Annotated in this window: 23 protein-coding genes; 14 read left to right on the top strand and 9 right to left on the bottom strand. The window is 72.4% G+C overall.

Features of this window, described 5'->3' with window-relative positions:
- Positions 1-37: 37 nt before the first annotated feature.
- Positions 38-2,404 carry an MFS transporter gene (locus tag ACGFNV_RS32555; protein ID WP_393627775.1) on the bottom strand — a complete coding sequence of 789 codons (2,367 nt, stop codon included), beginning with the start codon at positions 2,402-2,404 and terminating at the stop codon, positions 38-40.
- A gap of 405 nt (positions 2,405-2,809) precedes the next feature.
- Here ACGFNV_RS32555 and ACGFNV_RS32550 point away from each other — a divergent pair, with 405 nt between their 5' ends.
- The 4 genes from ACGFNV_RS32550 to ACGFNV_RS32535 all read left to right on the top strand — a co-directional run bounded on the left by ACGFNV_RS32550 (position 2,810) and on the right by ACGFNV_RS32535 (position 6,072).
- Positions 2,810-4,267, top strand: coding sequence for a DUF2252 domain-containing protein (locus tag ACGFNV_RS32550; protein ID WP_393627404.1), 1,458 nt, complete (start codon positions 2,810-2,812; stop codon positions 4,265-4,267).
- 16 nt (positions 4,268-4,283) lie between these two features.
- A complete protein-coding gene (locus ACGFNV_RS32545; RefSeq protein ID WP_393627402.1) occupies positions 4,284-4,757 on the top strand; it encodes a hypothetical protein in 474 nt (157 codons plus the stop codon).
- A gap of 73 nt (positions 4,758-4,830) precedes the next feature.
- Positions 4,831-5,628, top strand: coding sequence for a hypothetical protein (locus tag ACGFNV_RS32540; RefSeq protein WP_133928095.1), 798 nt, complete (start codon positions 4,831-4,833; stop codon positions 5,626-5,628).
- 114 nt (positions 5,629-5,742) lie between these two features.
- Entirely contained in the window at positions 5,743-6,072 is a 330-nt protein-coding gene (locus ACGFNV_RS32535; RefSeq protein WP_393627773.1) for a rhodanese-like domain-containing protein, read from the top strand.
- 48 nt (positions 6,073-6,120) lie between these two features.
- Here ACGFNV_RS32535 and ACGFNV_RS32530 read toward each other — a convergent pair whose 3' ends face one another.
- The 6 genes from ACGFNV_RS32530 to paaA form a co-directional block, all read right to left on the bottom strand.
- Positions 6,121-7,254, bottom strand: coding sequence for an acyl-CoA dehydrogenase family protein (locus ACGFNV_RS32530; protein ID WP_393627400.1), 1,134 nt, complete (start codon positions 7,252-7,254; stop codon positions 6,121-6,123).
- Positions 7,255-7,454: 200 nt separating this feature from the next.
- Positions 7,455-8,516, bottom strand: a complete 1,062-nt coding sequence (locus ACGFNV_RS32525) for a 2Fe-2S iron-sulfur cluster-binding protein (RefSeq protein ID WP_393627398.1) — start codon at positions 8,514-8,516, stop codon at positions 7,455-7,457.
- Positions 8,516-9,076, bottom strand: a complete 561-nt coding sequence (gene paaD, locus ACGFNV_RS32520) for a 1,2-phenylacetyl-CoA epoxidase subunit PaaD (RefSeq protein ID WP_393627396.1) — start codon at positions 9,074-9,076, stop codon at positions 8,516-8,518. Before paaD ends, ACGFNV_RS32525 begins: the two co-directional genes overlap by 1 nt.
- Positions 9,070-9,849 carry a 1,2-phenylacetyl-CoA epoxidase subunit PaaC gene (gene paaC, locus ACGFNV_RS32515; RefSeq protein ID WP_393627394.1) on the bottom strand — a complete coding sequence of 260 codons (780 nt, stop codon included), beginning with the start codon at positions 9,847-9,849 and terminating at the stop codon, positions 9,070-9,072. Before paaC ends, paaD begins: the two co-directional genes overlap by 7 nt.
- The gene (gene paaB / locus ACGFNV_RS32510; RefSeq protein ID WP_393627392.1) at positions 9,846-10,133 is read right to left on the bottom strand and encodes a 1,2-phenylacetyl-CoA epoxidase subunit PaaB; all 288 of its coding nucleotides are present in this window, start codon (positions 10,131-10,133) and stop codon (positions 9,846-9,848) included. The genes paaC and paaB overlap by 4 nt, the downstream gene beginning before the upstream one ends.
- A gap of 2 nt (positions 10,134-10,135) precedes the next feature.
- A complete protein-coding gene (paaA, locus tag ACGFNV_RS32505; RefSeq protein ID WP_393627390.1) occupies positions 10,136-11,173 on the bottom strand; it encodes a 1,2-phenylacetyl-CoA epoxidase subunit PaaA in 1,038 nt (345 codons plus the stop codon).
- 298 nt (positions 11,174-11,471) lie between these two features.
- Between paaA and ACGFNV_RS32500 the strand changes: the two genes are divergently transcribed.
- Genes ACGFNV_RS32500 through ACGFNV_RS32490 form a run of 3 tightly spaced genes read left to right on the top strand, consistent with a single transcriptional unit; the run spans position 11,472 to position 14,475 of the window.
- Complete coding sequence (locus ACGFNV_RS32500; protein ID WP_393627388.1) at positions 11,472-12,428, top strand: DUF5819 family protein; 957 nt, start codon at positions 11,472-11,474, stop codon at positions 12,426-12,428.
- Positions 12,425-13,723 (top strand): HTTM domain-containing protein, encoded by a 1,299-nt coding sequence (locus tag ACGFNV_RS32495; RefSeq protein WP_393627386.1) that lies wholly within the window; start codon positions 12,425-12,427, stop codon positions 13,721-13,723. Before ACGFNV_RS32500 ends, ACGFNV_RS32495 begins: the two co-directional genes overlap by 4 nt.
- Positions 13,720-14,475, top strand: coding sequence for a TrmH family RNA methyltransferase (locus ACGFNV_RS32490; protein ID WP_393627384.1), 756 nt, complete (start codon positions 13,720-13,722; stop codon positions 14,473-14,475). Before ACGFNV_RS32495 ends, ACGFNV_RS32490 begins: the two co-directional genes overlap by 4 nt.
- On the opposite strand, the gene paaN is transcribed toward ACGFNV_RS32490, so the two are convergent.
- The gene (paaN, locus tag ACGFNV_RS32485) at positions 14,472-16,178 is read right to left on the bottom strand and encodes a phenylacetic acid degradation protein PaaN (protein ID WP_393627382.1); all 1,707 of its coding nucleotides are present in this window, start codon (positions 16,176-16,178) and stop codon (positions 14,472-14,474) included. The two genes, ACGFNV_RS32490 and paaN, sit on opposite strands and share 4 nt — an antisense overlap.
- A gap of 160 nt (positions 16,179-16,338) precedes the next feature.
- Here paaN and ACGFNV_RS32480 point away from each other — a divergent pair, with 160 nt between their 5' ends.
- Both ACGFNV_RS32480 and ACGFNV_RS32475 read left to right on the top strand, forming a co-directional pair.
- The gene (locus ACGFNV_RS32480) at positions 16,339-17,853 is read left to right on the top strand and encodes a 3-hydroxyacyl-CoA dehydrogenase (RefSeq protein WP_393627380.1); all 1,515 of its coding nucleotides are present in this window, start codon (positions 16,339-16,341) and stop codon (positions 17,851-17,853) included.
- Entirely contained in the window at positions 17,850-18,440 is a 591-nt protein-coding gene (locus ACGFNV_RS32475; protein ID WP_393627379.1) for a TetR/AcrR family transcriptional regulator, read from the top strand. Before ACGFNV_RS32480 ends, ACGFNV_RS32475 begins: the two co-directional genes overlap by 4 nt.
- Here ACGFNV_RS32475 and ACGFNV_RS32470 read toward each other — a convergent pair whose 3' ends face one another.
- A complete protein-coding gene (locus ACGFNV_RS32470; RefSeq protein WP_393627772.1) occupies positions 18,441-18,947 on the bottom strand; it encodes an Lrp/AsnC family transcriptional regulator in 507 nt (168 codons plus the stop codon). It abuts the gene before it with no gap.
- A gap of 190 nt (positions 18,948-19,137) precedes the next feature.
- Here ACGFNV_RS32470 and pdhA point away from each other — a divergent pair, with 190 nt between their 5' ends.
- The 5 genes from pdhA to ACGFNV_RS32445 are packed head-to-tail and all read left to right on the top strand — an operon-like array spanning position 19,138 to position 25,122.
- Complete coding sequence (gene pdhA, locus ACGFNV_RS32465; RefSeq protein ID WP_393627377.1) at positions 19,138-20,271, top strand: pyruvate dehydrogenase (acetyl-transferring) E1 component subunit alpha; 1,134 nt, start codon at positions 19,138-19,140, stop codon at positions 20,269-20,271.
- On the top strand, positions 20,271-21,275 hold the full coding sequence (locus ACGFNV_RS32460) for an alpha-ketoacid dehydrogenase subunit beta (RefSeq protein WP_393627375.1): 1,005 nt from the start codon (positions 20,271-20,273) through the stop codon (positions 21,273-21,275). The genes pdhA and ACGFNV_RS32460 overlap by 1 nt, the downstream gene beginning before the upstream one ends.
- Entirely contained in the window at positions 21,275-22,648 is a 1,374-nt protein-coding gene (locus ACGFNV_RS32455) for a dihydrolipoamide acetyltransferase family protein (protein ID WP_393627373.1), read from the top strand. The genes ACGFNV_RS32460 and ACGFNV_RS32455 overlap by 1 nt, the downstream gene beginning before the upstream one ends.
- Before the next feature lie 15 nt (positions 22,649-22,663).
- The gene (locus ACGFNV_RS32450) at positions 22,664-23,641 is read left to right on the top strand and encodes an NTP transferase domain-containing protein (protein WP_393627372.1); all 978 of its coding nucleotides are present in this window, start codon (positions 22,664-22,666) and stop codon (positions 23,639-23,641) included.
- Positions 23,638-25,122, top strand: coding sequence for a molybdopterin molybdotransferase MoeA (locus ACGFNV_RS32445; RefSeq protein WP_393627370.1), 1,485 nt, complete (start codon positions 23,638-23,640; stop codon positions 25,120-25,122). The genes ACGFNV_RS32450 and ACGFNV_RS32445 overlap by 4 nt, the downstream gene beginning before the upstream one ends.
- Positions 25,123-25,146: the final 24 nt, after the last annotated feature.

Raw genomic sequence — 25,146 nt, 5'->3', positions numbered from 1 at the left:
GGCCCAGGGTGCGCGATGTGAGTCCGACCGGCACCCCCTAAGCGCCCGGGTGGCCCAGTTCGATCTCGTGGTCGTCGACGCCGTGGCCGTCCAGGGTCAGCGCGGTGGCGACCGGGGGATATCCCGTGGCGATGACCGTGTACGTGCCGCCGTCGAGGTCGGTGAAGGCGTACGCCCCGTCCGTGCCGGTCGTGGAGGTGCCGACCACGTTGCCGGCCGCGTCGACGAGGGTCACGCGCGCGTCGGTGAGCGGCCCGTGCGCGGTGCGTACGACACCCTGAACCTGGACTCCGGCGTCCAGGTCGACCTCGACGCGGGTGAGCCCCGTGGCGCCGACCTCGACGGGCAGGGCGCGCGGCCGGTGCCCGGCGGCGTTGACGGCGACCGTGAGGGGGCCCGGGGCCAGGTCGGCGAAGGTGAAGTCGCCCTGCTCGCCGGTGGTGTGGGTGGCGAGCAGGTCACCGTGCACGTCGGTGACCAGGACCAGGGCGTCCTTCACGGGCAGTCCGGTCCGCGCGGCCCGTACGGTGCCGGTCAGGCCGCTGCTGCCGCTCAGCAGGACGTCGTACGCGACCGGCTCGTCGTCGCTCACCACGACCGTGGAGGCGCGCGGCTGGTGGCCGTCGGCGGAGGCGATCAGGACGTAGCCGCCGGGGCCGGGCGCGTCGAGGGCGAAGGAGCCGTCGGAGCCGGCGGTCGTGCGGGCCGGCTGGCGGCCGGTGAGGGAGACGAGGGTGAGGGCGGCACCGGGGACGGGAGTGTCGGTGGTGGCGCGGATGTGGCCCCGGATCGGGGTGCCGACGCTCGGGGCGGGTGTGGAGGCTTCCGTCGGTGTCGCGGGCGTTGGGGCGGCTGTTTGGGCTCCCGTCGGTGTCGCGGGCGCCGGGGCGGGTGTTCCGGCCGGTGCGCCCTTGGTCCGTAGCGGGACCTCCTTGATGAACAGGCAGACGAACAGGGAGACCAGGGCGAAGGGCGCGGCGTAGAAGAAGATGTCGGCGATGCCGTGGCCGTAGGAGCTCTCGACGAGTGCGCGCAGCGGGCCGGGGAGGGTGTGGACGTCCGGGATGGTGTCGGAGCCGGCGGAGCGCAGCGCGGCGGAGTACTTCGGGTCGAGGCCGGCGAGGCCGTCGGTGAGGTAGTGGCGGATGCGGTGCGCGAGGATCGCGCCCAGTGCCGAGGTGCCCAGGGTGCCTCCGAGGGAGCGGAAGAAGTTCACCGTGGAGCTGGCGGCGCCCAGGTCGTCGGCCTCCACCTGGTTCTGCGTGGCCAGGACCAGGTTCTGCATCATCATGCCGATGCCGAGGCCGAGCAGTGCCATGAAGATCGCGACGTGCCAGTACACGGTGTCGTAGCGGATGGTGCCCAGCAGGCCGAGGCCCGCGGTCATCAGTGTGCCGCCGCAGAGCAGCCAGAGCTTCCAGTGGCCGGTGCGGGTGATGATCCGGCCGGAGACCGTGGAGGCGCCGGCGAGGCCCACGATCATGGGGATGGTCATGACGCCGGACATGGTCGGCGACTTGCCGCGAGCCAGCTGGAAGTACTGGCTGAAGTAGATGATCCCGACGTACATCGCCACGCCGACGAACAGCGAGGCCAGGGCCGCCAGGGCGATGGTGCGGTTGCGGAACAGGCGCAGCGGGATGATCGGCTGGCTCGCGCGCGTCTCCGTGAGCAGGAAGAGCGCGAGGAGCACGAACGTGCCGCCGACCATGCTGTACGTCTGCCAGGACAGCCAGGCGTACTTGTCGCCGGCGAAGGTCACCCACAGGAGCAGCAGGCAGACCCCGGAGGTGATGAAGAAGGCGCCCGCCCAGTCGACCTTGACCTCGCGGCGGACCACGGGCAGGTGCAGGGTGCGCTGGAGGACGATCAGGGCGAGGACGGCGAACGGTACGCCGATGTAGAAGATCCAGCGCCAGCCGAGCCAGCTGGTGTCGGTGATGACCCCGCCGATCAGTGGTCCGCCCACCATCGCGGTGGCGAAGGTGGCGCCGAGGTAGCCGTTGTAGCGGCCGCGCTCGCGCGGGGGGACCATCGCCGCCAGGATGATCTGCGAGAGCGAGGTCAGACCGCCCATGCCGAGGCCCTGGACCGCGCGGCAGGCGATGAGCATCCCGGGGTTCTGCGACAGGCCGGCCACCGCGGAGGCGCACACGAAGATCAGCAGCGCCAGCTGGACCAGCAGCTTCTTGGAGAACAGGTCCGCCAGCTTGCCCCACAGCGGGACGGTCGCCGTCATCGTCAGGAGGGAGGCGGTGACGACCCAGGTGTAGGCGCTCTGGCCGCCGCCGAGGTCGCTGATGATGTGCGGCAGGGCGTTGGAGACGATCGTCGACGACAGGATCGCGACGAACATGCCGAGGAGCAGGCCGGTCAGCGCTTCCATGATCTGCCGGTGGGTCATCGGCGTGTCTGCGGAGGTGGGCCTCGTCGTCATCCGCGTCCTCGGCTTCCTTCGCTGTCTCGCAGCCGTTTTGCATGCACAGGGCAACCGAAAGTCTTCATTCTGTTAGTTGCCGTAGGCAAAGGATTTTGCCGAGGCTTGGCTCAAAAACTGCGTAAACGAGGTGGGGGGCGTGCGAGGGCGAGGACGGGGAAGTCGGTTGACGGGTGAGGGTTGTGTGATGGGGAGGAGCCCCGGCTGGGACGCCGGGGCTCCTCTGCGTGTGGGGTAGCGCGCGCGTATACGGGGTTTTCCACAGAGCCGGGGTTGTCCACAGGGTCTGACGCGTTTCGGCCACGGGTTGTACGGTCTGCACGAGTTGATGTTCGCGTCGCGGTGGGCGCATGTTCGGGGGAGGCGGTCGTCATGACCGAGGTCGGTGACACGGGAGTTTCGGAGCCGGGGCGTCGGCTCCCGCGGGTGGGCGGGTTCGCCCAGTGGCCCGCGCAGGGCTCGCACAAGGGAGAGCGGCCGCAGGGCTCGCCCGGCTCGCCCAAGGAGGAGGGAAAGGCGTTGCGGCGGCGCGTCCCACGCGGGTCGCACAACATCCTCGACCTCGACTCCTCCCGCCCGGACGCGGTCGCGGCGGTGCAGGAGTCCAGCCAGGGCCGCCTCCCCGAGCTCACACCGATCCGGGTGGGCCGTATGGCGGCCACCCCGTTCGCGTTCCTGCGCGGTTCCGCGGGCCTCATGGCGTACGACCTCGCCCGCACCCCCATGACCCGGATCCGCGCCCAGATCTGCGGTGACGCCCACGCGGCGAACTTCGGCCTGTACGGCGACGCGCGCGGCGACCTCGTCATCGACCTGAACGACTTCGACGAGACGGTCGACGGACCGTGGGAGTGGGACCTCAAGCGGCTCGCCGCGTCCCTCGTGCTGGCGGGCCGGGAGGCCGGCGCCGACGAGGACACCTGCCGCAAGGCGGCGCACGGCACGGTCGGCGCCTACCGCCGCACGATGCGGCTGCTGGCCAAGCTCCCGGTCCTCGACGCGTGGAACGCCATCGCGGACGAGGAACTCGTCTCCCACACCGACGCCCACGATCTGCTCGGCACGCTGGAACGGGTCTCCGAGAAGGCGCGGGCCAACACCAGCGGGCGCTTCGCGGCCAAGTCCACCGAGCCGACCGGGGACGGCGGCCGGCGCTTCGTCGACGCCCCGCCCGTGCTGCGGCGCATCCCGGACGCTGAGGCGGCCGCCGTGGCCGCGTCCCTGGAGTCGTACCTGACCACGCTCTCCGAGGACCGCCACCCCCTCCTGGCCCGCCACGCGGTGCACGACGTCGCCTTCCGCATAGTCGGCACGGGCAGCGTGGGCACCCGCTCGTACGTGGTGCTGCTCCTCGACCACCGAGGCGAACCGCTGGTGCTCCAGGTGAAGGAGGCGCGGGCGTCCGCCCTGGTGCCGCACCTGGTGAGCGCCGGTTTCGAGGCGCCGTCCGTCGACCACGAGGGGCGCCGCGTGGTCCTCGGGCAGAAGCGTATGCAGGTGGTCAGCGACATCCTGCTGGGCTGGACGACGGTCGACGGCCGCCCCTTCCAGGTCCGCCAGTTCCGCAACCGCAAGGGCAGCGTCGACCCCGCGGCCCTCGCCGCCGACCAGGTCGACGACTACGGCCGCATGACCGGCGCCCTCCTGGCCCGCGCCCACTCCCACAGCGCCGACCCGCGCCTGATCGCGGGCTACTGCGGCAAGAGCGAGGAACTCGACGAGGCGATCGCCGACTTCGCCGTCGCCTACGCCGACCGCACGGAGGCCGACCACGCCGAGCTGGTGCAGGCGGTGCGGGAGGGAAGGATCGCGGCGGAGATGGGCGTATGACGACGAGGGGCGCCCTGTGAAGTACGTCGACCTCGACGCGGTGATCCTCGGGAGGAGGGGCGGCATCAACCCTCACCCCTACCTGGAGCGGCTGCCCGTCCTCGCGGACAGCCTGCCCCCGGGAGCACGCGCGTTCGCCACCGACCCCGACCACTACGACTTCGAGGGCAAGCGGTGCGTGAAGGATCTCAAGCCCCGGGAGGCACGCCGCACCGGCGACGACACGATAGAGCTCCACTTCGGCCACAACTGCTGGAAGCACCACGAGGACCTGGTCATCCGGTACACCGGCGTCTCCCGATTCCAGGCGGACGTCCTCGACGTCTGCGACCTGGCCGACCTCGGTGACGTCATCCTCGACGAGGTCCTGCCCCACCCCGACGGCTGCACCCATGAGATCGCCTGCCGCCCCGGCAACCTCGTCGTGGCCTGCCGCGACCTCACGGCGGAATGGGTGGCGGTGGACTGTCCTGAGGCACGGGAGGTGTGAGAGAGCAGCGACATGACCGGCGGCGCCCCGGTGGACTTGGGTGGTCGCCGCACCCGTGGCCTACGCTGTTCGGGTGACCACCCCGGAAGCTGAGCAGTCCCGTCCCGAGGAGCGGCTGGAGCGGGCCGTGCGGGCCGCGGAACAGGCGTTGATCGAGTACGAGATCGCGGTGGAGACCTTCCGCGTCGAGATCGAGAACTTCTCGCGCCTCCACCACCAGAAGCTCGGCCCCATGTACGCCCGCCTCGACGAGCTGGACGCCCAGATCGCCGAGGCCAGGGCCGCCCGCACCGGTGACCCCGAGGACCGCCGCAAGGCTGACGAGGCACGGGCCCGGGTGCTGCCGATGCCCGGCGTCGACGAGCTGTTCCACGGCTGGATGGACGGCGAGGGCCTGTACCCCGAGGCCGTCGCGATGCTCACGGACCAGCCGGTGCAGCCCCCGCAGCGGGTGCGGCCCAGCGAGGAGGCCCGCAAGCTCTACCGCGAACTGGCCCGCAAGGCCCACCCCGACCTGGCCCAGGAGGACGCGGAACGCCGACGGCGTGAGGAATTCATCACCCGCGTCAACGCCGCCTACGCCCGTGGCGACGAGGCCCTGCTGCGAGAACTCGCCGAGGAATGGGCGGCCGGTCCCGTGCCGAAGGAGCCCGGCCCGACCCCCAGCGAGGAGCTGTACGCCCGCCTCGAATGGCTGGCCCAGCGCAAGGAGATGCTCGCGCTCGTGGCGAAGGAGTTGGAGGAGGGCCCGATCGGCGCGATGCTCCGCCTGGCGCCGGACGACCCGGACCGTCTCCTGGACGAGATCGCCGAGAAGCTCCTGGCCGAGGTCGCCCAGCGCGAGGCCGAACTGGCGGCGATGCTCGCGTGAGCGTCGCCCTCAGGCGTCTCCCTCAGCGTCGTGGTGCCTCAGCGAGCAAGGCGGCCCGCGCCGTGCCCCGACCGTGCGTCGGGTAGCGTCGGAGGCATGAGTTTCGGAGCTGGTGTGCCCACGGTCGAGGTCGGCGACCTCAAGGACGGCGACTTCCTGCTGGACGTCCGCGAGGACGACGAGTGGACGGCCGGTCACGCCCAAGGCGCGCTGCACATCCCCATCAGCGAGTTCGTGGCCCGCTACGGCGAGCTGACCGAGGCCGCCCCGCAGGACGGCCGCGTCCATGTGATCTGCCGTTCCGGCGGCCGTTCGGCCCAGGTCACGATGTACCTCGTCCAGCAGGGCATCGACGCCGTGAACGTCGACGGCGGCATGCAGGTGTGGCAGGCCGCAGGCCGCCCGGTCCTCACCGACGACGGTCAGCCGGGCCACGTGCTCTGAGGCTCGGGAGCCGTTGGCGCGGCTCGGCAGCTGAGAGGGCGGGCCTCGTCAGCCGAGGAGGTGGGCCGCGAGCAGGTCGCCCAGCGCCTCCTCGTGCGCCGCGGCCGGGCCGAGCGCCAGCTCCAGGTGTTTGGCCCAGGCGTGGTACCGGTGCAACGGGTACTCCACATCCGCGCCGAACCCCCCGTGCAGATGCTGTGCCGTCTGCACGACCCGCCGTACGCCCTCCGCCGCCCAGATCTTCGCCACGGCCACGTCACCGGAGGCGGGCAGCGCACCCGGCGCCCCCGAGGCGATCCGCCACGCGGCCTGCCACAGCGTGGCCTCCATCGCCCGCAGGTCGATGTACCGGTCGGCGGCCTGCACGGCGACGGCCTGGAACGTCGCGACGGGGAACCCGAACTGCTCCCGCTTACCGGTGTACTCGCCGGTCATCCGCAGCACGTTCTCCCCCAGCCCCAGGGCCAGCGCACACGTCCCCGTGGTCAGCAACTCCCGCAGCCACTCCCACGCCCCGTCGGCGTCGATGACGTTCCGGCCCGCGATCCGCGCCGACTCCAGCCGCAGCTCACCGAGCCGCTCACCGGTCGTGGAGACCTGCTCGGCAACGACGACCCCGTCGTGCACGCGGGGGATCAGGGCGAGAACGCTCCGGTCGGCGCCCGTGTGCGCGGGGACGAGGACGAAGTCGGCGTTGTGTGCCCACGCCACCGCCGTCTGCACCCCGTCCAGCACCCACACCCCGCCCTCCTGCCGCGCGGTCACCGCCCGCTCGGCCGGGTCATGACCGGTGCGGCCGTGCGCGGCGACGGTCAGCACGACTTCGCCCCGCCCCACCCGCGCGAGCAGCTCCTCCCGCAACTCCTCGCTCCCGTAGGCCTGTACGGCCGCGGCAGCCGCGCTGCTCTCCAGCAGCGGCACCCGTGCCAGCACCTTCGCCGACTCCCGCAGCACCAGACACAGCGCGATGGCGTCGAGACCCGCCCCGCCGAACTCCTCCCCGAGCAGCAGGCTCAGCAGATCCGCCTCCGCGAGCCTGGCCCACAGCGCCCGGTCGAAGTCGTCGGCAACGGCGCCCCGAGTCAGCGAGGGACTGGGCACGCCGTCGGGCGCGACCCCGGCGAACACCCCCCGCGCCGCCTCGGCTGCCGCCTGCTGCTCCTCGCTGAAGGTGAAGTCCACGGTCCTGTCCTCCCGGCGGATCCACTGACCTGACGGCCCGTCAAGATAGAACAGGTTCTAGAAGAAGGGAATGCCCAGGAATGCCCTCAGCCCGGGGACACGGGAGGCCCGCGCGGCGCGGGAGGTCTGGGCGGTGCGGGAGGCACGGGTGGTGCGGGAGGACTGGGCGGCGGTACGGGAGGCCCGGGCGGAGGCTCGGTTCAGCGGTCGAAGTCCAGCTCCACCCTCTCCGTCACCGGATGCGACTGGCACGCCAGCACATACCCCGCCTCCGTCTCCTCCCGCTCCAGCGCGAAGTTGCGGTCCATACGGACCTCACCGGAGACCAGGAAGGCCCGGCAGGTGCCGCACACCCCGCCCTTGCAGGCGTACGGGGCGTCGGACCGGTTGCGCAGCACCGTCTCCAGGAGGGACTCCCCGTCCTGCACCGGCCATGTCCCGCCGCGCCCGTCCAGCCGGGCGGTCACCGTGCTGTGGGCGGGTGCCGCGGCTGAGGGCGTGGGTACGACGGTGTCCACGTGGAAGATCTCCTCGTGGATCCGCGCCCGGGGCACGCCGAGGTCCCGCAGCGCCCGCTCTGCGCCCTGCACCAGCCCGTAGGGCCCGCACAGGAACCACCCCGCCACACCCTCCACCGGCAACAACGCGGGCAGCAGCCCGCTCAGCCGCTCCTGATCGAGCCGCCCCGACGGCAGCCCCGCCTGCTGTTCCTCCCGGGAGAGCACCGTGACGAGCTGCAACCGCTCCGGATAGCGGTCCTTCAGGTCGGCGACCTCCTCCAGGAACATCGTCGAGGCGGACGTCCGGTCACTGCGGATCACACAGAACCGGGCCCCGGGCTCCCGCGCCAGCAGCGTCGACACGATCGACAGCACCGGAGTGATCCCGCTGCCGCCCACGATCGCCGCGTACATCCCGGGCGCCGGGTCGAGCGTGAACCGGCCCGCCGGTGTCATCACCTCCAGCTCGTCCCCGACGTTGATCTCCTTCAGCGCGTACGTGGAGAAGGACCCGCCCTCGACCAGCCGCACCCCCACCCGCAGCGCGCCCGGGCCCTCCCCGTCCGGCGCGGGCGCGGGCGAGCAGATCGAGTACGTCCGCCGTATCTCCTGCCCGTCGACCATGCGCCGCAGGGCGAGGTGCTGTCCCGCCGTGTGCCGGTACTCCTCGCGCAACTCCGGCGGCACCGTGAGGGTGAGGGCGACGGAGTCGTCGGTGAGCCGGTCCACCGCGGCCACCGGGAGCGGGTGGAAGCGCGCCATCACAACTCCTTGAAGTGGTCGAACGGTTCACGGCAGTCCAGGCAGCGCCGCAGCGCCTTGCACGCGGTGGAGGAGAACCGGCTGAGCAACTCGGTGTCGGCGGAGCCGCAGTGCGGGCAGCGGACGGCTTCCGCCGACTCCTCCAGCTGCCGGGCCGACTGATCGGCATACGTACGTGTCGGGCCCAGGGCCAGGGTGACCGGACCCGACGACCCCGCCCCCGTCAGGACACGCGGGGGCGCGATGCCGAACTCCCGCAGCTTGCGGCGCCCTTCGGCCGTGATGTCGTCCGTCGACCAGGCGGGTGTGAGTACCGTGCGCACGGTGACCTCCCGCACGCCGTGCTCGTGCAGCACCCGCTCGATGTCCACCGACATCGCCTCCACGGCCGGGCACCCCGTGTACGTCGGGGTCAGCTCGACCTCCACCGCGTCGGCGTCGCGTACATGAACCGCGCGCAGCACGCCCAGCTCCCGCAGTGTGAGCACGGGCAGTTCGGGGTCGGGCACCGAACCGGCGACCGCGAGGAGCTCCGCCTCCAGCGGGGTGACCGTCACCATGACGCCCCCGGGTGGCTGCGGTGCAGGTGCTGCATCTCGGCGAGCATCCGCCCGAAGGGCTCGGTGTGCAGCCCCTGTCGGCCGGCGCCCGCCGTCCATGCCCCGGAGCGCGGCCCTTCGGGGACGGTCAGCGTGGCCCGTCGCAGTACGGCCCCGACGGACTCCAGCCAGGCTGCCTCCATCGTCTCCGCCCCGTCGCCGCCGTCGACACCACCGGCGCCGCTGACGCCACCGGCGCCACCGACGCCACCGACGTGCAGGCCTTCCACCGGCCGGAACATCTCGCCGGTGAACCGCCACAGCGCGTCGCAGGCCCGCTGCATCCGCTCGTGACTCTCGTCCGTGCCGTCTCCGAGCCGCAGGGTCCACTGCTCGGCGTGGTCGCGGTGGTAGGCGACCTCCTTGACCGCCTTCGCGGCGAGCCCGGCGAACGGCCCGTCCCCGCCCGCGAGGCGCGCGTACAGAAGGTGCTGGTAGGTGGAGAAGTACAGCTGGCGGGCGATGGTGTGGGCGAAGTCGCCGTTCGGTTGCTCGACCAACTGGAGGTTGCGGAAGGCCCGCTCCTCGCGCAGGTACGCCAGCTCGTCCTCGTCGCCGGCCATCGACAGTAGGACGCGGGCCTGGCCCAGCAGGTCCAGGGCGATGTTGGCGAGGGCGACGTCCTCCTCCAGGACGGGGGCGCGGCCCGCCCACTCGCCGAGGCGGTGGGAGAGCACCAGGGCGTCGTCGCCGAGGGCGAGCGCGGCGGCCGTGGGAACCGTGGTGGTCGTCACAGGTGCTTCACCCCCTCCGGGATCTCGTAGAACGTCGGGTGGCGATAGGGCTTGTCGGCGGCCGGCTCGAAGAAGGGGTCCTTCTCGTCGAGGGAGGACGCCGTGATCGCCGAGGACGGCACGACCCAGATCGAGACGCCCTCGCCGCGCCGGGTGTACAGGTCTCGGGCGTTGCGCAGGGCGAGCTCCGCGTCCGGAGCGTGCAGGCTGCCGGCGTGGGTGTGGGAGAGGCCGCGGCGGGAGCGCACGAAGACCTCCCACAGAGGCCAGTCGGTGTTCGGCATGCTCAGTTCGCTCCCGTCTCACCGGAGCGACCGGCGCCGGTGTGCTTGGCCGCGTGGGCCGCGGCGGCTTCCCGTACCCAGGCGCCCTCGTCGTGGGCGCGCCTGCGCTGACTTATCCGCTGTTCGTTGCACGGGCCGTTGCCCTTGAGGACCTCCCGGAACTCCGTCCAGTCGATCGGCCCGAAGTCGTAGTGCTCCCGCTCCTCGTTCCACTTCAGGTCCGGGTCCGGGAGGGTCAGGCCCAGTGACTCGGCCTGGGGGACGCAGATGTCCACGAAGCGCTGACGCAGTTCGTCGTTGGAGTGGCGCTTGATCTTCCAGGCCATCGACTGCGCGGAGTGCGCCGACTCGTCGTCGGGCGGGCCGAACATCATCAGCGACGGCCACCACCAGCGGTTCACCGCGTCCTGCGCCATGGCGTGCTGCTCCGGGGTGCCGCGGCTGAGGGCCAGCAGCAGTTCGTACCCCTGGCGCTGGTGGAAGGACTCCTCCTTGCAGATGCGGACCATCGCGCGGGCGTACGGACCGTAGGAGCAGCGGCACAGGGGCACCTGGTTGGTGATCGCGGCGCCGTCCACCAGCCAGCCGATGGCGCCGACGTCGGCCCAGGTGAGGGTGGGGTAGTTGAAGATGGAGGAGTACTTCTGGCGGCCGCTGTGGAGCTTGTCCAGCAGTTCCTCGCGGCTTGTGCCGAGGGTCTCGGCCGCGCTGTAGAGATACAGGCCGTGGCCCGCCTCGTCCTGGACCTTCGCCATCAGGATGGCCTTGCGGCGCAGTGACGGCGCGCGCGTGATCCAGTTGGCCTCCGGCTGCATGCCGATGATCTCGGAGTGCGCGTGCTGCGCGATCTGCCGGACGAGGGTCGCTCGGTAGGCGTCGGGCATCCAGTCCCGGGGCTCGATGCGCTCGTCGGCGGCCACGGCGGCGTCGAAGGCACGCTCGTGCGCGTCGGTGCCTGTGTCCGCGCCGGTGCCCGCGGTGCCGTCCTGGGCGCCGTACGCCGGTGTGCCGGCCGTCTGGTGCGCGGCTGCTGTCGCCATGAGGTCCCCCTCGACCTTCGGGTCTGCCCGAACCTTCTCCCGACCGATCGTTCGGTCCGTGCGATTCCATGGTGGGACGGCCGTCGTAAGGTGTCAACCGCTGTGGATAACCTGCGGGCCTCCCCTGTGGACAACTCGCGGGTTCCGTGGCTGTGGACAACCGCTCGGCACCGGTCGGCTGTGAGAAGTCCGGCAGGGGCTGTGCCGGGCCGGTGGGCCTGAGTACCGTTCCGTGCGAGCGCCGACGGTGGAGTCGCGAGGGCCGCGGGACGGGCCGGGATCGGGGAAACGGGGCGGAATGGACGCGTACGGCGGAACGGACGCCCAGGAGGACTCGGGCGCCGCGCACGAGCCGCAGCCGCGGCACGGCTCGGCCCCTGGCGTTCCCCCACAGGCGCGGGCCACCCACGACGGCCCCGCCGGCCTCGACCACGCCCACTCCGGCGGTCGCCACGACGACTCCGGCGGTCGCGACGACGACCACTCCGGCGGTCCTGACGACGACCACCCCGCCGGTCCTGACGACGACCACCCCGCCGACAGTCCCGTCCAGGGCGCCCTACCCGCTCTGGACGCCCATCAACGATCGGTTCCACCCCCCGAACCCCGCACCGGAGTCGCCGCCCTCTCCCCCCGCTACCAGATAGGCGCCGCCTTGGCGCTGGCGGTCGTCGCGGTCACCGTCTGTGTGCACATCGGCATGGTGTTCCTGCACGTCGCGCCGTCGAACACGGTCACCAAGCGGCACGGCAGGGCCATAGACGACTGGGTCTACCCCGAGTTCGAGCAGAACTGGAAGCTGTTCGCGCCGAACCCGCTCCAGCAGAACATCGCCGTCCAGGTCCGCGCCCAGGTCAGCTCGCCGAACGGCGACCTCCGCACGACCGGTTGGTACGACCTCTCGGCCGAGGACGGCCGGGCCATCGAGGGCAACCTGCTGCCCAGCCACACCCAGCAGAACGAGCTGCGCCGCGCCTGGGACTACTTCGTCGCCACGCACGGCGCCGACAACCGCCCGGTGGGCCTGCGTGGCTCCCTCTCCGAGACGTATCTGCGCCGGATCGTCGTGCTGCGCCTGTCCCGCGAGGGCGTGGCCGGCGCGGACGGCGTCCTCGAACGGGTCCAGGTCCGTTCCAGCACCACCAACGTGCGCCCGCCCGAATGGAGCCGGGAACAGATCTCGCTCAAGCCGACGTACCGCGTGATGTCCTGGTGGTCGGTCCCCGCCGACGAGGCGATGGGGGGCGTCAAGTGAATCGCTTCGCCCTGTCGGTCTCCGCCGCCATCGCCCGCGTCACCGAGTCGGCGCTCGGGCCGTACCAGACCGCGATCGTCCGCATCGGGCTCAGCGCGACATGGCTGCTGTTCCTGCTGCGCGAGCTTCCGCACCGCCAGGAGCTGTACGGCCCCGACGGGCCGTGGAGCTGGGACCTCGCCCAGCAGCTGACCGGGAGCAACGGTGCCTTCACCGTGCTGATGTGGTCGGACGGGCGGGTCTGGTTCGAGATCGTCTACGCGCTCGCCGTCCTCTCCAGCGCCCTGCTGCTGCTCGGCTGGCGCACCCGCACGATGTCCGTGGTGTTCATGGTCGGTGTGCTGTCGCTGCAGAACCGCAGTGTCTTCGTCGGCGACGGTGGCGACAACGTCCTGCACCTGATGGCGATCTACCTCGTGTTCACGCGCTGCGCCCGGGTGTGGTCGCTCGACGCGCGGCGGGAGCGGCTCGCCGGTGAGGCCCGCGCGCGTGGAGAGCGGGTGGTGGACCGGGTCGGCCCAATCCTGTGGGGCGTTTTCGGGCTGGTGCTGGTCGCCGCGACCCTCGCCGGGAAGCTGGGCGAGAACTGGCTGTCGGACGTGGACGACTCGGGCCGGTCGGCACCGGTCGGCCTGGTCATGGCCTTCGCCGCGGGCATCGGCGGGCACGGACTGCTGCCGACGATCCTCTGGGGAACGTGGGCGGTACAGGCCCTGTGGTGGGTCGTCCGGCGCCGCGCGAAGTCCGCCGAGCCGCGGATCCTGCTCGATGTGATCGCCAACGTCGTCCACAACGGTGCCCTGCTCGTGATCATGGCCGAGGCCTGTCTGATCTACGCCACGGCCGGCTGGTACAAGATCCAGGGCTCGCGCTGGCAGGACGGCACCGCCGTCTACTACCCCCTGCACCTCGACTACTTCACGCCCTGGCCCGCCCTCGCCGACCTGCTGTCCGCCAGCGGCACGCTCGTGCTGCTCGCGACGTACGGGACCGTCATCGTGCAGGTGGCGTTCCCGTTCACCCTGTTCAACCGGCGGGTCAAGAACGTCCTGCTGGCCGCCATGATGACCGAGCACGCCGTGATCGCCGTGGTGCTCGGACTGCCGTTCTTCTCGCTGGCGATGATCACGACGGACGCCGTCTTCCTCCCCACGTCGTTCCTGCGCCGCCTGGGCGGACGGGCGGCACGCGCGTGGGGACGGCTGTTTCCGCGCGACGGTCGTACTCGGCGGCCTCGGAAGGACACGGTCGCCCCGGAGAACCCCGAGCACGCGCCCGTAGGCTTCACCCCATGACCGACCCCGTGAGCGCCTGGCACCGGCTCGCCGATTCCTGCGTGCTGCTCGACGGCTTCCACGCCCTCAAGCACGCACTGCGCTTCGGAGCGGACGTCCCGGTGGCGGTCACCGCCGAGCGGCGGGCGGCGCTCGCTCTGGCCGACGAACTCGCCCCGGACGTACGCGACACCCTGGACGCGCTTCTGACGGAGGTCCCGGAGTCGACGTACCGGGCACTCGTCCCGCGCCCGCACCCCACCGCCGTCGCCGCGCTGGCCGTACGGCCCTCCCGCGAGGCCCATCTCGACCGGCTGCGCCTTGTGCCCCGTCCCGCGCCCGTCGTGGTCCTCGACAACCCGCGCAACCTGGGCAACGCGGGGGCCGTGATCCGGCTGGCGGCCGGTTTCGGCGCGACCGGGGTCGTCACCACCGGCACTCTCGACCCCTGGCATCCCACCGTGGTGCGCGGCGGGGCGGGACTGCACTTCGCGACCGCCGTGGAGCGGCTGACGGTGGCCGAGCTGCCGCCCGGGCCGGTGTTCGCTCTCGACCCGGAGGGCGACGACATCCGGGGCGTGAAGCTCCCGGACGACGCCGTCCTCGCCTTCGGCTCGGAGCGCAGCGGCCTGTCGGCGGAGCTGCGCGCGCGCACCGACCACCTGTTGGCGCTGCCGATGCGCCCCCAGGTCTCCAGCTACAACCTCGCGACCAGCGTGGCCATGACGCTGTACCACTGGAGCGCCACCGGGGGCGCGCCCCCGGTGGCCTAGGCCTCCCGGCGCACCTCCACCACCCGGAAGCGGTTCGCGACGAACGCGCCGTCGGTGAGTGCCGCGTTGGCCGCCGGGTTGCCGCCCGAGCCGTGGAAGTCGGAGAAGGCTGCGGTCTGGTTGACGTACACCCCGCCGGTGAGGTTGAGGGAGAGCTGGGCGGCCTCCTCCAGGCAGACCTCCTGCACGGCCTGCTCGACCTCGTCGTCTGTCGTGTACGCGCCGACGGTCATCGCGCCCTTCTCGCGGATGGTGCGCCGCAGCAGTTCCACCGCGTCCGCCGCCGAGTCGACCGCGACGGCGAAGGAGACCGGGCCGAAGCACTCGCTCATGTAGGCGGCCTCGTCGTCCGCCCCCTCCCAGTATTTCCGCGCGCCGTCCAGCTTCACGATGACGGGCGTGCGCACGATCGCGCCCGGGAACTCCGGGTTGCTCACCTCGCGGGAGGCGAGGGCGACCTCGCCGAGGCCGGCGGCCGCGTCCAGACGGGCCTTCACGTCGGGGTTGACGATGGCGCCGAGCAGGGCGTTCGCGCGGGCCTCGTCGCCGAGGAGCCCGTCGACCGCGCGCGCGAGGTCGGCGACCACCTCGTCGTAGGTCTTCGGGCCCTCGTCGGTCCGGATGCCGTCGCGCGGGACCAGCAGGTTCTGCGGGGTGGTGCACATCTGGCCGCTGTACAGCGACAGGGAGAAGGCCAGGTTGGCGAGCATCCCCTTGTAGTTCGCGGTCGAGTCCACGACCACGGTGTTGACGCCGGCCTTCTCGGTGTGGACCTGCGCCTGGCGGGCGTTGGTCTCCAGCCAGTCGCCGAACGAGGTCGAACCGGTGTAGTCGATGATCCTGACCTCGGGGCGGACCGCGAGCGTCTTGGCGATGCCCTCGTCGGGTCGCTCGGCGGCCAGTGCCACCAGGTTCGGGTCGAAGCCGGCCTCGGTGAGCACCTGGCGCGCGACCTGCACGGTGAGGGCGAGCGGCAGCACCGCGCGCGGGTGGGGCTTGACAAGGACCGCGTTGCCGGTGGCCAGGGAGGCGAACAGGCCCGGGTAGCCGTTCCACGTCGGGAAGGTGTTGCAGCCGATGACCAGGGCGATCCCGCGCGGCACCGGCGTGAACGCCTTGGTCAGCGCGAGCGGGTCGCGCTTGCCCTGCGGCTTGGTCCACTCCGCCGTGTCCGGGGTGCGCACCTGCTCCACGTAGGCGTACGCCACCGCTTCCAGGCCGCGGTCCTGGGCGTGCGGGCCGCCCGCCTGGAACGCCATCATGAAGGCCTGGCCGGAGGTGTGCATGACCGCGTGCGCGAACTCGTGGGTCCGGTCGCTGATGCGCTTGAGGATCTCCAGACAGACCACCGCGCGCGTCTCCGCGCCCGCGTCCCGCCAGGCCCGTTGGCCGGCCTTCATGGCGGGCAGCAGCGCGTCGACGTCCGCGTGGGGGTAGGTCACACCCAGCTCGATGCCGTACGGCGATTGCTCGCCGCCCACCCAGTCGTCCGTGCCGGGCTGGCCGAGGTCGAGGCGGGTGCCGAGCAGGGCGTCGAAGGCGGCCTTGCCCGCCGCCGCGTCCAGGCTGCCGTTCTCGCCGTAGGCCTTGGGGTGTTCGGGGTGCGGGGACCAGTACGCGCGGGTGCGGATCGCTTCCAGCGCCTGGTCGAGGGTGGGCCGGTGCTTGGCGATCAGATCGTGCGCGGTGAGTTCGGCGGCCATGCGGGACCAACTCCTCGTCTCAAGAACTCTTCGTCGAGCTCATGACCTGGGCGGAAACCTGGGCGGGAACGGGCGGACAGAGTTAGAGTAACCGAACGATCGGTCGGGACAAGGGGGCCTGCCGCATCTGTGGAAAACCCCGTGCGGGAGGATCGCGCACATGACAGCACTCGACCTCAGCAGCCCCGTGGCCGTCGTCGGCACCGGCACCATGGGCCAGGGCATCGCCCAGGTCGCGCTGGTCGCCGGCCACCCCGTACGGCTGTACGACGCCGTCCCGGGGCGGGCCCGGGAAGCGGCCGCAGCGATCGGCGCACGCCTCGACCGGCTCGTCGAGAAGGACCGCCTCACCGGAGCCGACCGCGACGCGGCACGCGCCCGGCTCACGGCCGCCGAGAGCCTCGACCGGCTCGCCGACTGCGCTCTGGTCGTCGAGGCGATCCTGGAGCGGCTGGACGTCAAGCAGGAGCTGTTCCGCGCGCTGGAGGACGTCGTCGCCGACGACTGTCTCCTCGCCACCAACACCTCGTCCCTGTCCGTCACCGCCATCGGCGGCGCCCTGCGCAACCCGGGCCGCCTCGTCGGCCTGCACTTCTTCAACCCGGCGCCGCTGCTGCCCCTGGTCGAGGTCGTCTCAGGGTTCGCCACCGACGTCACCTCGGCCACGCGCGCGTACGAGACCGCACGCGCCTGGGGCAAGACACCGGTCGCCTGCGCCGACACCCCCGGCTTCATCGTCAACCGCATCGCGCGGCCCTTCTACGCCGAGGCCTTCGCGGTCTACGAGGCCCAGGGCGCCGACCCCGCCACGATCGACGCGGTACTGCGCGAGTCGGGCGGCTTCAAGATGGGCGCCTTCGAGCTCACCGACCTCATCGGGCAGGACGTCAACGAATCCGTCACCCACTCCGTGTGGCAGTCCTTCTTCCAGGACGTGCGCTTCACGCCGTCCCTCGCCCAGCGCAGGCTGGTCGAGTCGGGCCGCCTCGGCCGCAAGAGCGGACAGGGCTGGTACGACTACCGCGAGGACGCCGAGCGGTCCGAGCCGCACACCGCGGAGCCCGCGCAGCCGCCCGCGTACGTCGTCGCCGAGGGCGACCTGGGCCCCGCCTCGGAACTGCTCGCCCTGATCCGTGAGGCGGGCATCCAGGTCCGCGGGGAGGACGAGGACCACGGCACCCGCCTGGTGCTGCCCTCCGGCGGACAGCTGGTGCTCGCCGACGGCCAGACCTCCGTGGAGTTCCGCGACGTCGTCTACTTCGACCTCGCCCTCGACTACCGCAGAGCCACCCGTATCGCCCTGTCCGCCTCCCAGGACACCTCCCCGAAGACCCTCGCCGAGGCCATCGGCCTCTTCCAGGCACTCGGCAAGGACGTCAGTGTCATCGGCGACATCCCCGGCATGATCGTCGCCCGTACGGTCGCGCGGGTCGTCGACCTCGCGCACGACGCCGTCGCCAAGGGTGTGGCCACCGAGGAGGACATCGACACTGCGATGCGCCTCGGCGTGAACTACCCCCTCGGCCCCTTCGAATGGAGCCGCAGGCTGGGCCGCAGTTGGGCGTGCGCCCTCCTCGACGACCTGCACCAGCGCGACCCCTCCGGCCGCTACGCGCCGTCCCTCGCGCTCTACCGCCACGCTTACGCCACCGAAAAGCGGGAGGGCACCTCATGACCACGGCCAAGCGCGACACGTACACCCCGGAGACGCTGCTGTCGGTCGCGGTGCGGGTCTTCAACGAGCGCGGCTACGACGGCACCTCCATGGAGCACCTCTCCAAGGCGGCCGGCATCTCCAAGTCGTCGATCTACCACCACGTCTCCGGCAAGGAGGAACTCCTGCGCCGCGCCGTGAGCCGGGCGCTGGACGGCCTCTTCGCGATCCTCGACGAGGAGCACGCGCGCGTGGGGCGTGCCGCGGACTGCCTGGAGTACGTCGTGCGGCGCATGGTCGAGGTGCTCATCGCCGAGCTGCCGTACGTGACGCTGTTGCTGCGCGTGCGCGGCAACACCGACACCGAGCGGTGGGCCCTGGAGCGGCGCCGCGACTTCGACCACCGGGTCGCCGACCTGCTGAAGGCGGCCGCCGCCGACGGGGACGTCCGCGGTGACGTGGAGGTGCGGCTGGCCACCCGGCTGGTCTTCGGAATGATCAACTCGATCGTCGAGTGGTACCGCCCCGACGGCCGGGGGATGCGCGAGAGCGACGTGGCCGACGCCGTCGCGCAGCTGGTCTTCGGAGGGCTGCGCTCGAGCGAGTGATCAGCCGTGGGGCTCCAGGTCCTCCTCCTCGAACACCAGCAGCGTGCGGGTGCTGAGGACTTCGGGGATCGCCTGGAGTCGGGTGAGCACCAGCTCGCGCAGCGCTCTGTTGTCGGGCGTGTGCACCAGCAGCAGGACGTCGAAGTCGCCTCCCACGAGGGCGATGTGCGCGGCGCCGGGCAGCCGGACGATCTGCTCGCGCACCGTGCGCCAGGAGTTCTGGACGATCTTCAGGGTGATGTACGCGGACGTGCCCTGCCCCGCGCGCTCGTGGTCGACGCGCGCGCCGAAGCCGCGTATGACACCGTCCTCGACGAGCCGGTTGATCCGCGCGTAGGCGTTGGCGCGGGAGACGTGGACCTTTTCGGCGACCGACCGTATCGAAGCCCGGCCGTCCGTCTGGAGCATGCGCAGGATGTCCTGGTCGATGGCGTCCAGAGGGCGCGGGGCCGGCAGTCGGACGCCGGTGTCCGGGACGGGGGTGCCGGCGTCCTGGCCCTCGGCCATTTGTTCAGGTGCCATGTCCCCCCGCCTTCCTACCATGGACGTACTGCGTCCATCTCAGGCTGTGGAGAACCGTTTGTCCACAGCCTGGAGGTGCCTGTAGCCAAAATGTGCCGACGACCGAACAATCGGTAGGTGAGGCGCACCACTGATGGCGCGCCTCCCGGAGCCGCTCCCACGAGGAGGTGCCGTCATGACGGTCATGGAGCAGCGGGGCGCATATCGGCCCACGCCGCCGCCCGCCTGGCAGCCCCGTACCGACCCCGCGCCGCTGCTGCCCGACGCCGAGCCGTACCGCGTCCTCGGCACGCCGGCGGCCGCGAAGACCGACCCCGACCTCTTGCGCCACCTGTACGCGCACCTCGTGCGCGGCCGCCGGTACAACGCCCAGGCCACCGCCCTCACCAAGCAGGGTCGCCTCGCCGTCTACCCGTCCACCACCGGCCAGGAAGCCTGCGAGATCGCCGCCGCCCTCGCCCTCCAGGAGCGGGACTGGCTCTTTCCCAGCTACCGCGACACGCTCGCCGCCGTCGCCCGCGGAGTGGACCCCGTCGAGGCACTGACCCTCCTGCGCGGCGACTGGCACACCGGCTACGACCCCCGCACCCACCGCGTCGCCCCCCTGTGCACCCCCCTCGCCACCCAGCTCCCGCACGCGGTCGGCCTCGCCCATGCCGCCCGCCTCAAGGGCGACGACGTGGTCGCGCTCGCCATGGTCGGCGACGGCGGCACCAGCGAGGGCGACTTCCACGAGGCACTGAACTTCGCCGCCGTGTGGCAGGCCCCCGTCGTCTTCCTCGTCCAGAACAACGGTTTCGCGATCTCCGTCCCGCTCGCCAAGCAGACCGCCGCCCCCTCCCTGGCCCACAAGGCCGTCGGATACGGCATGCCGGGCCGTCTGGTCGACGGCAACGACGTGGCCGCCGTCCTGGAAGTGCTGAGCGACGCCGTGCGGCACGCGCGCGCGGGAGGCGGCCCCACCCTCGTCGAGGCGGTGACCTACCGCATCGACGCCCACACCAACGCCGACGACGCCACCCGCTACCGCGGCGACACCGAGGTCGAGACCTGGCGCGCGCACGACCCGATCCAGCTCCTCGAACACGAACTGACCGAGCGCGGACTCCTCGACGACGACACCAGGCAGTCCGCGCGGGACGCCGCCGAGGCGATGGCCGCCGACCTGCGTGAACGCATGAACCAGGACCCGGCGCTCGACCCCATGGACCTGTTCGCCCACGTGTACGCCGAGCCCACCCCGCAACTGCGCGAACAGCAGTCGCAGCTGCGTGCGGAGCTCGAGGCGGAGCAGGAAGGGACCCACTGATGACCACCGTCGCCGTCAAGCCCGCCACCATGGCGCAGGCCCTCACGCGCGCGATGCGCGACGCCATGGCGGCCGACCCGACCGTCCACGTGATGGGCGAGGACGTCGGTACCCTCGGCGGCGTCTTCCGGGTCACCGACGGCCTCGCCAAGGAGTTCGGCGAGGACCGCTGCACGGACACCCCGCTGGCCGAGGCGGGCATCCTCGGCACGGCCGTCGGCATGGCGATGTACGGGCTGCGGCCGGTCGTGGAGATGCAGTTCGACGCGTTCGCCTACCCCGCGTTCGAGCAGCTGATCAGCCATGTCTCCCGGATGCGCAACCGCACGCGCGGCACCATGCCGCTGCCGATCACCGTCCGGGTCCCCTACGGCGGCGGCATCGGCGGGGTCGAGCACCACAGCGACTCCTCCGAGGCGTACTACATGGCGACCCCGGGACTCCACGTCGTCACGCCCGCCACCGTCGCCGACGCCTACGGCCTGCTGCGCGCCGCCATCGCCTCCGACGACCCGGTCGTCTTCCTGGAGCCCAAGCGGCTGTACTGGTCGAAGGACACCTGGAACCCGGACGACCCACAGGCGGTCGAACCGATCGGCCGCGCGGTGGTGCGCCGGCCGGGCCGCAGCGCCACGCTCATCACCTACGGCCCGTCGCTGCCCGTCTGCCTCGAAGCGGCGGACGCGGCCCAGGCCGAGGGCTGGGACCTCGAAGTCGTCGACCTGCGCTCGCTGGTGCCGTTCGACGACGAGACCGTCTGCGCCTCCGTGCGGCGCACCGGACGCGCCGTCGTCGTCCACGAGTCGGGTGGGTACGGCGGGCCGGGCGGGGAGATCGCCGCCCGCGTCACCGAGCGCTGCTTCCACCACCTGGAGGCGCCGGTGCTGCGGGTGGCCGGGTTCGACATCCCCTACCCGCCGCCGATGCTGGAGCGTCACCACCTGCCCGGTGTCGACCGGATCCTGGACGCCGTGGCGCGCCTGCAGTGGGAGGCCGAGAGCTGATGGCACAGGTGCTGGAGTTCAAGCTCCCCGACCTCGGCGAGGGGCTCACCGAGGCGGAGATCGTCCGTTGGCTGGTCCAGGTCGGCGATGTCGTCGCCGTCGACCAGCCCGTCGTCGAGGTCGAGACGGCCAAGGCGATGGTCGAGGTGCCCTGCCCCTACGGCGGCGTGGTCACCGCCCGCTTCGGCGAGGAGGGCGCGGAACTGCCCGTCGGGGCGCCCCTTCTGACGGTGGCGGTGGGCCCGCCAGCCGCCGGCGGGGACGCGGGGGAGTCGAGCAAGGGCTCGGGGAACGTGCTGGTGGGCTACGGCACGTCGGAGGCCCCCGCCCGCAGGCGCCGAGTACGACCGCCCACGCACCCCGCGCCGACCGCGCCGACCGCGCCGACCGCGCCGACCGCGCACCCCGCGCCGACCGCGCAGCCCGCGCCGACGGCGCAGGTGGCACCGCCGGCACCGGTCGCTTCGGCGGCGCCCCCGCTCCGCGCCGACGCCCCCGTGCCCGTCATCTCTCCGCTCGTGCGGCGGCTCGCCCGCGAGAACGGGCTGGACCTGAGGGCGCTCGCCGGCTCCGGACCCGACGGGCTGATCCTGCGCGCGGACGTGGAGCAGGCGGTGCGCACCGCGGCCGCACCCGCCGAGGTGACCGCACCTCAGCCGTCGACCGTGCCCGCCGCTCCCGCGCCCGGCACCCGCATCCCTCTCAAGGGCGTCCGGGGCGCCGTCGCCGACAAGCTCTCCCGCAGCCGTCGCGAGATCCCCGACGCCACCTGCTGGGTGGACGCCGACGCCACGGAGCTCATGCGGACGCGGACGGCCATGAACGCGGCGGGCGGGCTGAAGATCTCCCTGCTCGCGCTCCTCGCCCGGATCTGCACGGCGGCCCTCGCCCGGTTCCCCGAGCTCAACTCCACCGTCGACATGGAGGCCAGGGAGGTCGTCCGGCTCGACCACGTCCACCTCGGCTTCGCCGCACAGACCGAACGGGGGCTCGTCGTCCCCGTCGTACGGGACGCGCACGCGCGGGACGCCGAGGCGCTCACCGCGGAGTTCGCGCGCCTGACCGAGGCCGCCCGCGCGGGCACCCTCACGCCCGCCGAACTGACCGGCGGCACCTTCACGCTCAACAACTACGGCGTGTTCGGCGTCGACGGTTCCACCCCGATCATCAACCACCCCGAGGCGGCCATGCTCGGTGTCGGCCGCATCGTCCCCAAGCCTTGGGTGCACGAGGGCGAGTTGGCGGTGCGCCAAGTCGTTCAGCTCTCGCTCACCTTCGACCACCGGGTGTGCGACGGCGGCACGGCGGGCGGCTTCCTGCGGTACGTGGCGGACTGCGTGGAACAACCGGCGGTACTGCTGCGCAGCCTTTGAGTTCATACTCGGGAGATGACCTCGTACGAGCCTCCCGGAGCCTCCGGCACCGACGAACGCCGCGGCCATGACGCCGTCGTGCTCGCCGGTGGTGGAGCCCGGCGGCTCGGCGGGACGGACAAGCCCGGGGTCCGGGTGGGGGGCCGCGCGCTGCTCGACCGGGTGCTCACGGCCTGCGCCGACGCGCGCACGACCGTCGTCGTCGCCGACCCCCGGCCCACCGTGCGGCCCGTGCGCTGGGCCCGCGAGGACCCGCCCGGCGCGGGACCGGTCGCCGCCCTCGCCGCCGGACTGCGCCACACCACGGCGGAGCACGTCGTCGTCCTCTCCGCCGACCTGCCCTTCCTCCAGGACGGCACGGTACGGCGGCTGCTGACCACGCTGCGGGCCGGCGACGCCGATGCTGTGCTCGTAGCCGACGGCGACGGCCGCGACCAGCCGCTCGTGGCCGCGTACCGAGTGACCGCGTTGCGCGGCAGGCTCGCCGCCCTCACCGACGAACACGGCGGGCTCACCGGGCTGCCCCTGCGCCGGCTGACCGCAGGGCTCGATCTCGCGCGCGTCCCCGACCCCGTCGCCTCCTTCGACTGCGACACCTGGGACGACATCGCCACCGCCAGGGCACGTATCAGGGAGCATGGTCACGTGTTGGATGAATGGATTTCCGCAGTCAAGGACGAGCTGGGCATCGACCTCGACGTCGACACCGGCGTCCTGCTCGACCTCGCCCGGGACGCCGCCCACGGTGTGGCACGCCCCGCGGCGCCGCTGACCACCTTCCTCGTCGGCTACGCGGCCGCGCAGGCCCGGGGCGGCCCCGAGGCCGTCGCCGAAGCCGCCCGCAAGGCCGCGGCACTGGCGGTGCGCTGGGCCGACGAGGACACCGGGACCAAGCCGGACGCGACGTCCGGGACCAAGCCCGACGCGACATCAGAGGCCCAGCCCGACCTGGCCTCCGACGCCACCCCGGACGCCCGCCCGGACGCCGGATGACCGCCCCCGGCATCCAGGGCGGCCAGGACGCCGAGGACCTCGACGTCGAGGAGGTGCTCGCCCTCGTGAACGAAGCCAACGGCCCCGCCCGGGCCTACGGAGACCACGGCTCCCCTCGGACACACGGCGACCACAGCCCCACACGGAACCCCGGCGACCACCGGCCGTCCCGGACCCCCGGCGAGCAAGGCCCCGGGCGCGAGCCCACCACCCCGCGCCCCTCCCACCGCCCGGACGCGCACCACAAGGCCACCCCCTGGCCCGAGGCCCGGGCGATCGCCGCCCGGGCCGCCCGGGCAGCCTCCCGTCGCCGCACCACCGTCTCCGTGACCCTCGCCGACGCCCTCGGCCTGGTGCTGGCCGCCCCTCTGACCGCACTCACCGACCTCCCCTCCTTCGACACCTCCGCGATGGACGGCTGGGCGGTCGCGGGGCCCGGTCCCTGGGACGTCCGCGACGAGGGCGTCCTTGCCGGCCACGCCGCCCCCGAGCCCCTCGCCGACGGCGAGGCCGCCCGTATCGCCACCGGCGCCCGCATCCCCCCGGACACCACCGCGGTCCTGCGCAGCGAGCACGGCCGGACCGACGACAAGGGCCGACTGCACGTGGCCCTCCCCCAGGACTCCGGCCGAGCGGGAGGAACGCCCACGCTGGGGCACGGCCAGGACATCCGCCCGCGCGGCCAGGAGTGCCGCAACGGTGACCAGCTGCTCCCGGTCGGCACCCTGGTGACCCCGGCCGTCCTCGGCCTCGCCGCGGCCGCCGGGTACGACACGGTCGCCGCCGTTCCCCGGCCCCGCGTCGAGGTCATGGTCCTGGGTGACGAGTTGCTTTCCGAAGGGCTGCCGCACGACGGCCTGATCAGGGACGCACTCGGCCCGATGCTTCCGCCCTGGCTGCGTGCGCTGGGCGCCGAGGTCACCGCAGTACGCCGGATCGGCGACGACGCGAAGGCACTGCACAAGGCGATCACCGGCAGCGACGCCGACCTGATCGTCACCACGGGCGGCACCGCAGCGGGCCCCGTCGACCACGTCCACCCGACCCTGCGCCGCATCGGCGCCGAACTCCTGGTGAACGGCGTCAAGGTACGCCCGGGCCACCCCATGCTGCTGGCCCGCACCAAGGAGGACCAGCACCTCGTCGGCCTGCCCGGAAACCCCCTCGCCGCCGTCTCCGGCCTGCTCACGCTCGCCGAGCCCCTGCTGCGCACCCTCGCGGCACGCCCCGCCCCGGAGCCGTACACGCTGCCGCTCCAGGACGCGGCGCACGGGCACCCGTACGACACCCGGCTCATCCCCGTCGTGCTGCGCGGCGACCGTGCCGTGCCGCTGCACTACAACGGCCCGGCGATGCTGCGCGGCATCGCGGCGGCCGACGCGCTCGCGGTCGTACCGCCGGGCGGCGCCCGGCCCGGTCAGGAGGCGGAACTGCTCGACCTGCCCTGGGCGAGCGCCGGAATCAGCGTGTGTTTCACGTGAAACAGCGCGGATGGTGTTTCACGT

Origin of the sequence: Streptomyces sp. NPDC048751 (assembly GCF_043198595.1) — a bacterium.
GTDB lineage: Bacteria > Actinomycetota > Actinomycetes > Streptomycetales > Streptomycetaceae > Streptomyces.
This window is presented reverse-complemented; position numbering and strand designations above follow the sequence as displayed.

Excerpts from the sequence above, each read along its gene's own strand:
- ACGFNV_RS32555 (WP_393627775.1), bottom strand. The coding sequence starts at position 2,404 with ATGACCCACCGGCAGATCATGGAAGCGCTGACCGGCCTGCTCCTCGGC.
- ACGFNV_RS32550 (WP_393627404.1), top strand. The coding sequence starts at position 2,810 with ATGACCGAGGTCGGTGACACGGGAGTTTCGGAGCCGGGGCGTCGGCTC.
- ACGFNV_RS32525 (WP_393627398.1), bottom strand. The coding sequence starts at position 8,516 with ATGGCGCGCTTCCACCCGCTCCCGGTGGCCGCGGTGGACCGGCTCACC.
- paaD (WP_393627396.1), bottom strand. The coding sequence starts at position 9,076 with ATGGTGACGGTCACCCCGCTGGAGGCGGAGCTCCTCGCGGTCGCCGGT.
- paaB (WP_393627392.1), bottom strand. The coding sequence starts at position 10,133 with ATGCCGAACACCGACTGGCCTCTGTGGGAGGTCTTCGTGCGCTCCCGC.
- paaA (WP_393627390.1), bottom strand. The coding sequence starts at position 11,173 with ATGGCGACAGCAGCCGCGCACCAGACGGCCGGCACACCGGCGTACGGC.
- ACGFNV_RS32500 (WP_393627388.1), top strand. The coding sequence starts at position 11,472 with ATGGACGCGTACGGCGGAACGGACGCCCAGGAGGACTCGGGCGCCGCG.
- ACGFNV_RS32490 (WP_393627384.1), top strand. The coding sequence starts at position 13,720 with ATGACCGACCCCGTGAGCGCCTGGCACCGGCTCGCCGATTCCTGCGTG.
- paaN (WP_393627382.1), bottom strand. The coding sequence starts at position 16,178 with ATGGCCGCCGAACTCACCGCGCACGATCTGATCGCCAAGCACCGGCCC.
- ACGFNV_RS32480 (WP_393627380.1), top strand. The coding sequence starts at position 16,339 with ATGACAGCACTCGACCTCAGCAGCCCCGTGGCCGTCGTCGGCACCGGC.
- ACGFNV_RS32475 (WP_393627379.1), top strand. The coding sequence starts at position 17,850 with ATGACCACGGCCAAGCGCGACACGTACACCCCGGAGACGCTGCTGTCG.
- ACGFNV_RS32470 (WP_393627772.1), bottom strand. The coding sequence starts at position 18,947 with ATGGCCGAGGGCCAGGACGCCGGCACCCCCGTCCCGGACACCGGCGTC.
- pdhA (WP_393627377.1), top strand. The coding sequence starts at position 19,138 with ATGACGGTCATGGAGCAGCGGGGCGCATATCGGCCCACGCCGCCGCCC.
- ACGFNV_RS32460 (WP_393627375.1), top strand. The coding sequence starts at position 20,271 with ATGACCACCGTCGCCGTCAAGCCCGCCACCATGGCGCAGGCCCTCACG.
- ACGFNV_RS32455 (WP_393627373.1), top strand. The coding sequence starts at position 21,275 with ATGGCACAGGTGCTGGAGTTCAAGCTCCCCGACCTCGGCGAGGGGCTC.
- ACGFNV_RS32450 (WP_393627372.1), top strand. The coding sequence starts at position 22,664 with ATGACCTCGTACGAGCCTCCCGGAGCCTCCGGCACCGACGAACGCCGC.
- ACGFNV_RS32445 (WP_393627370.1), top strand. The coding sequence starts at position 23,638 with ATGACCGCCCCCGGCATCCAGGGCGGCCAGGACGCCGAGGACCTCGAC.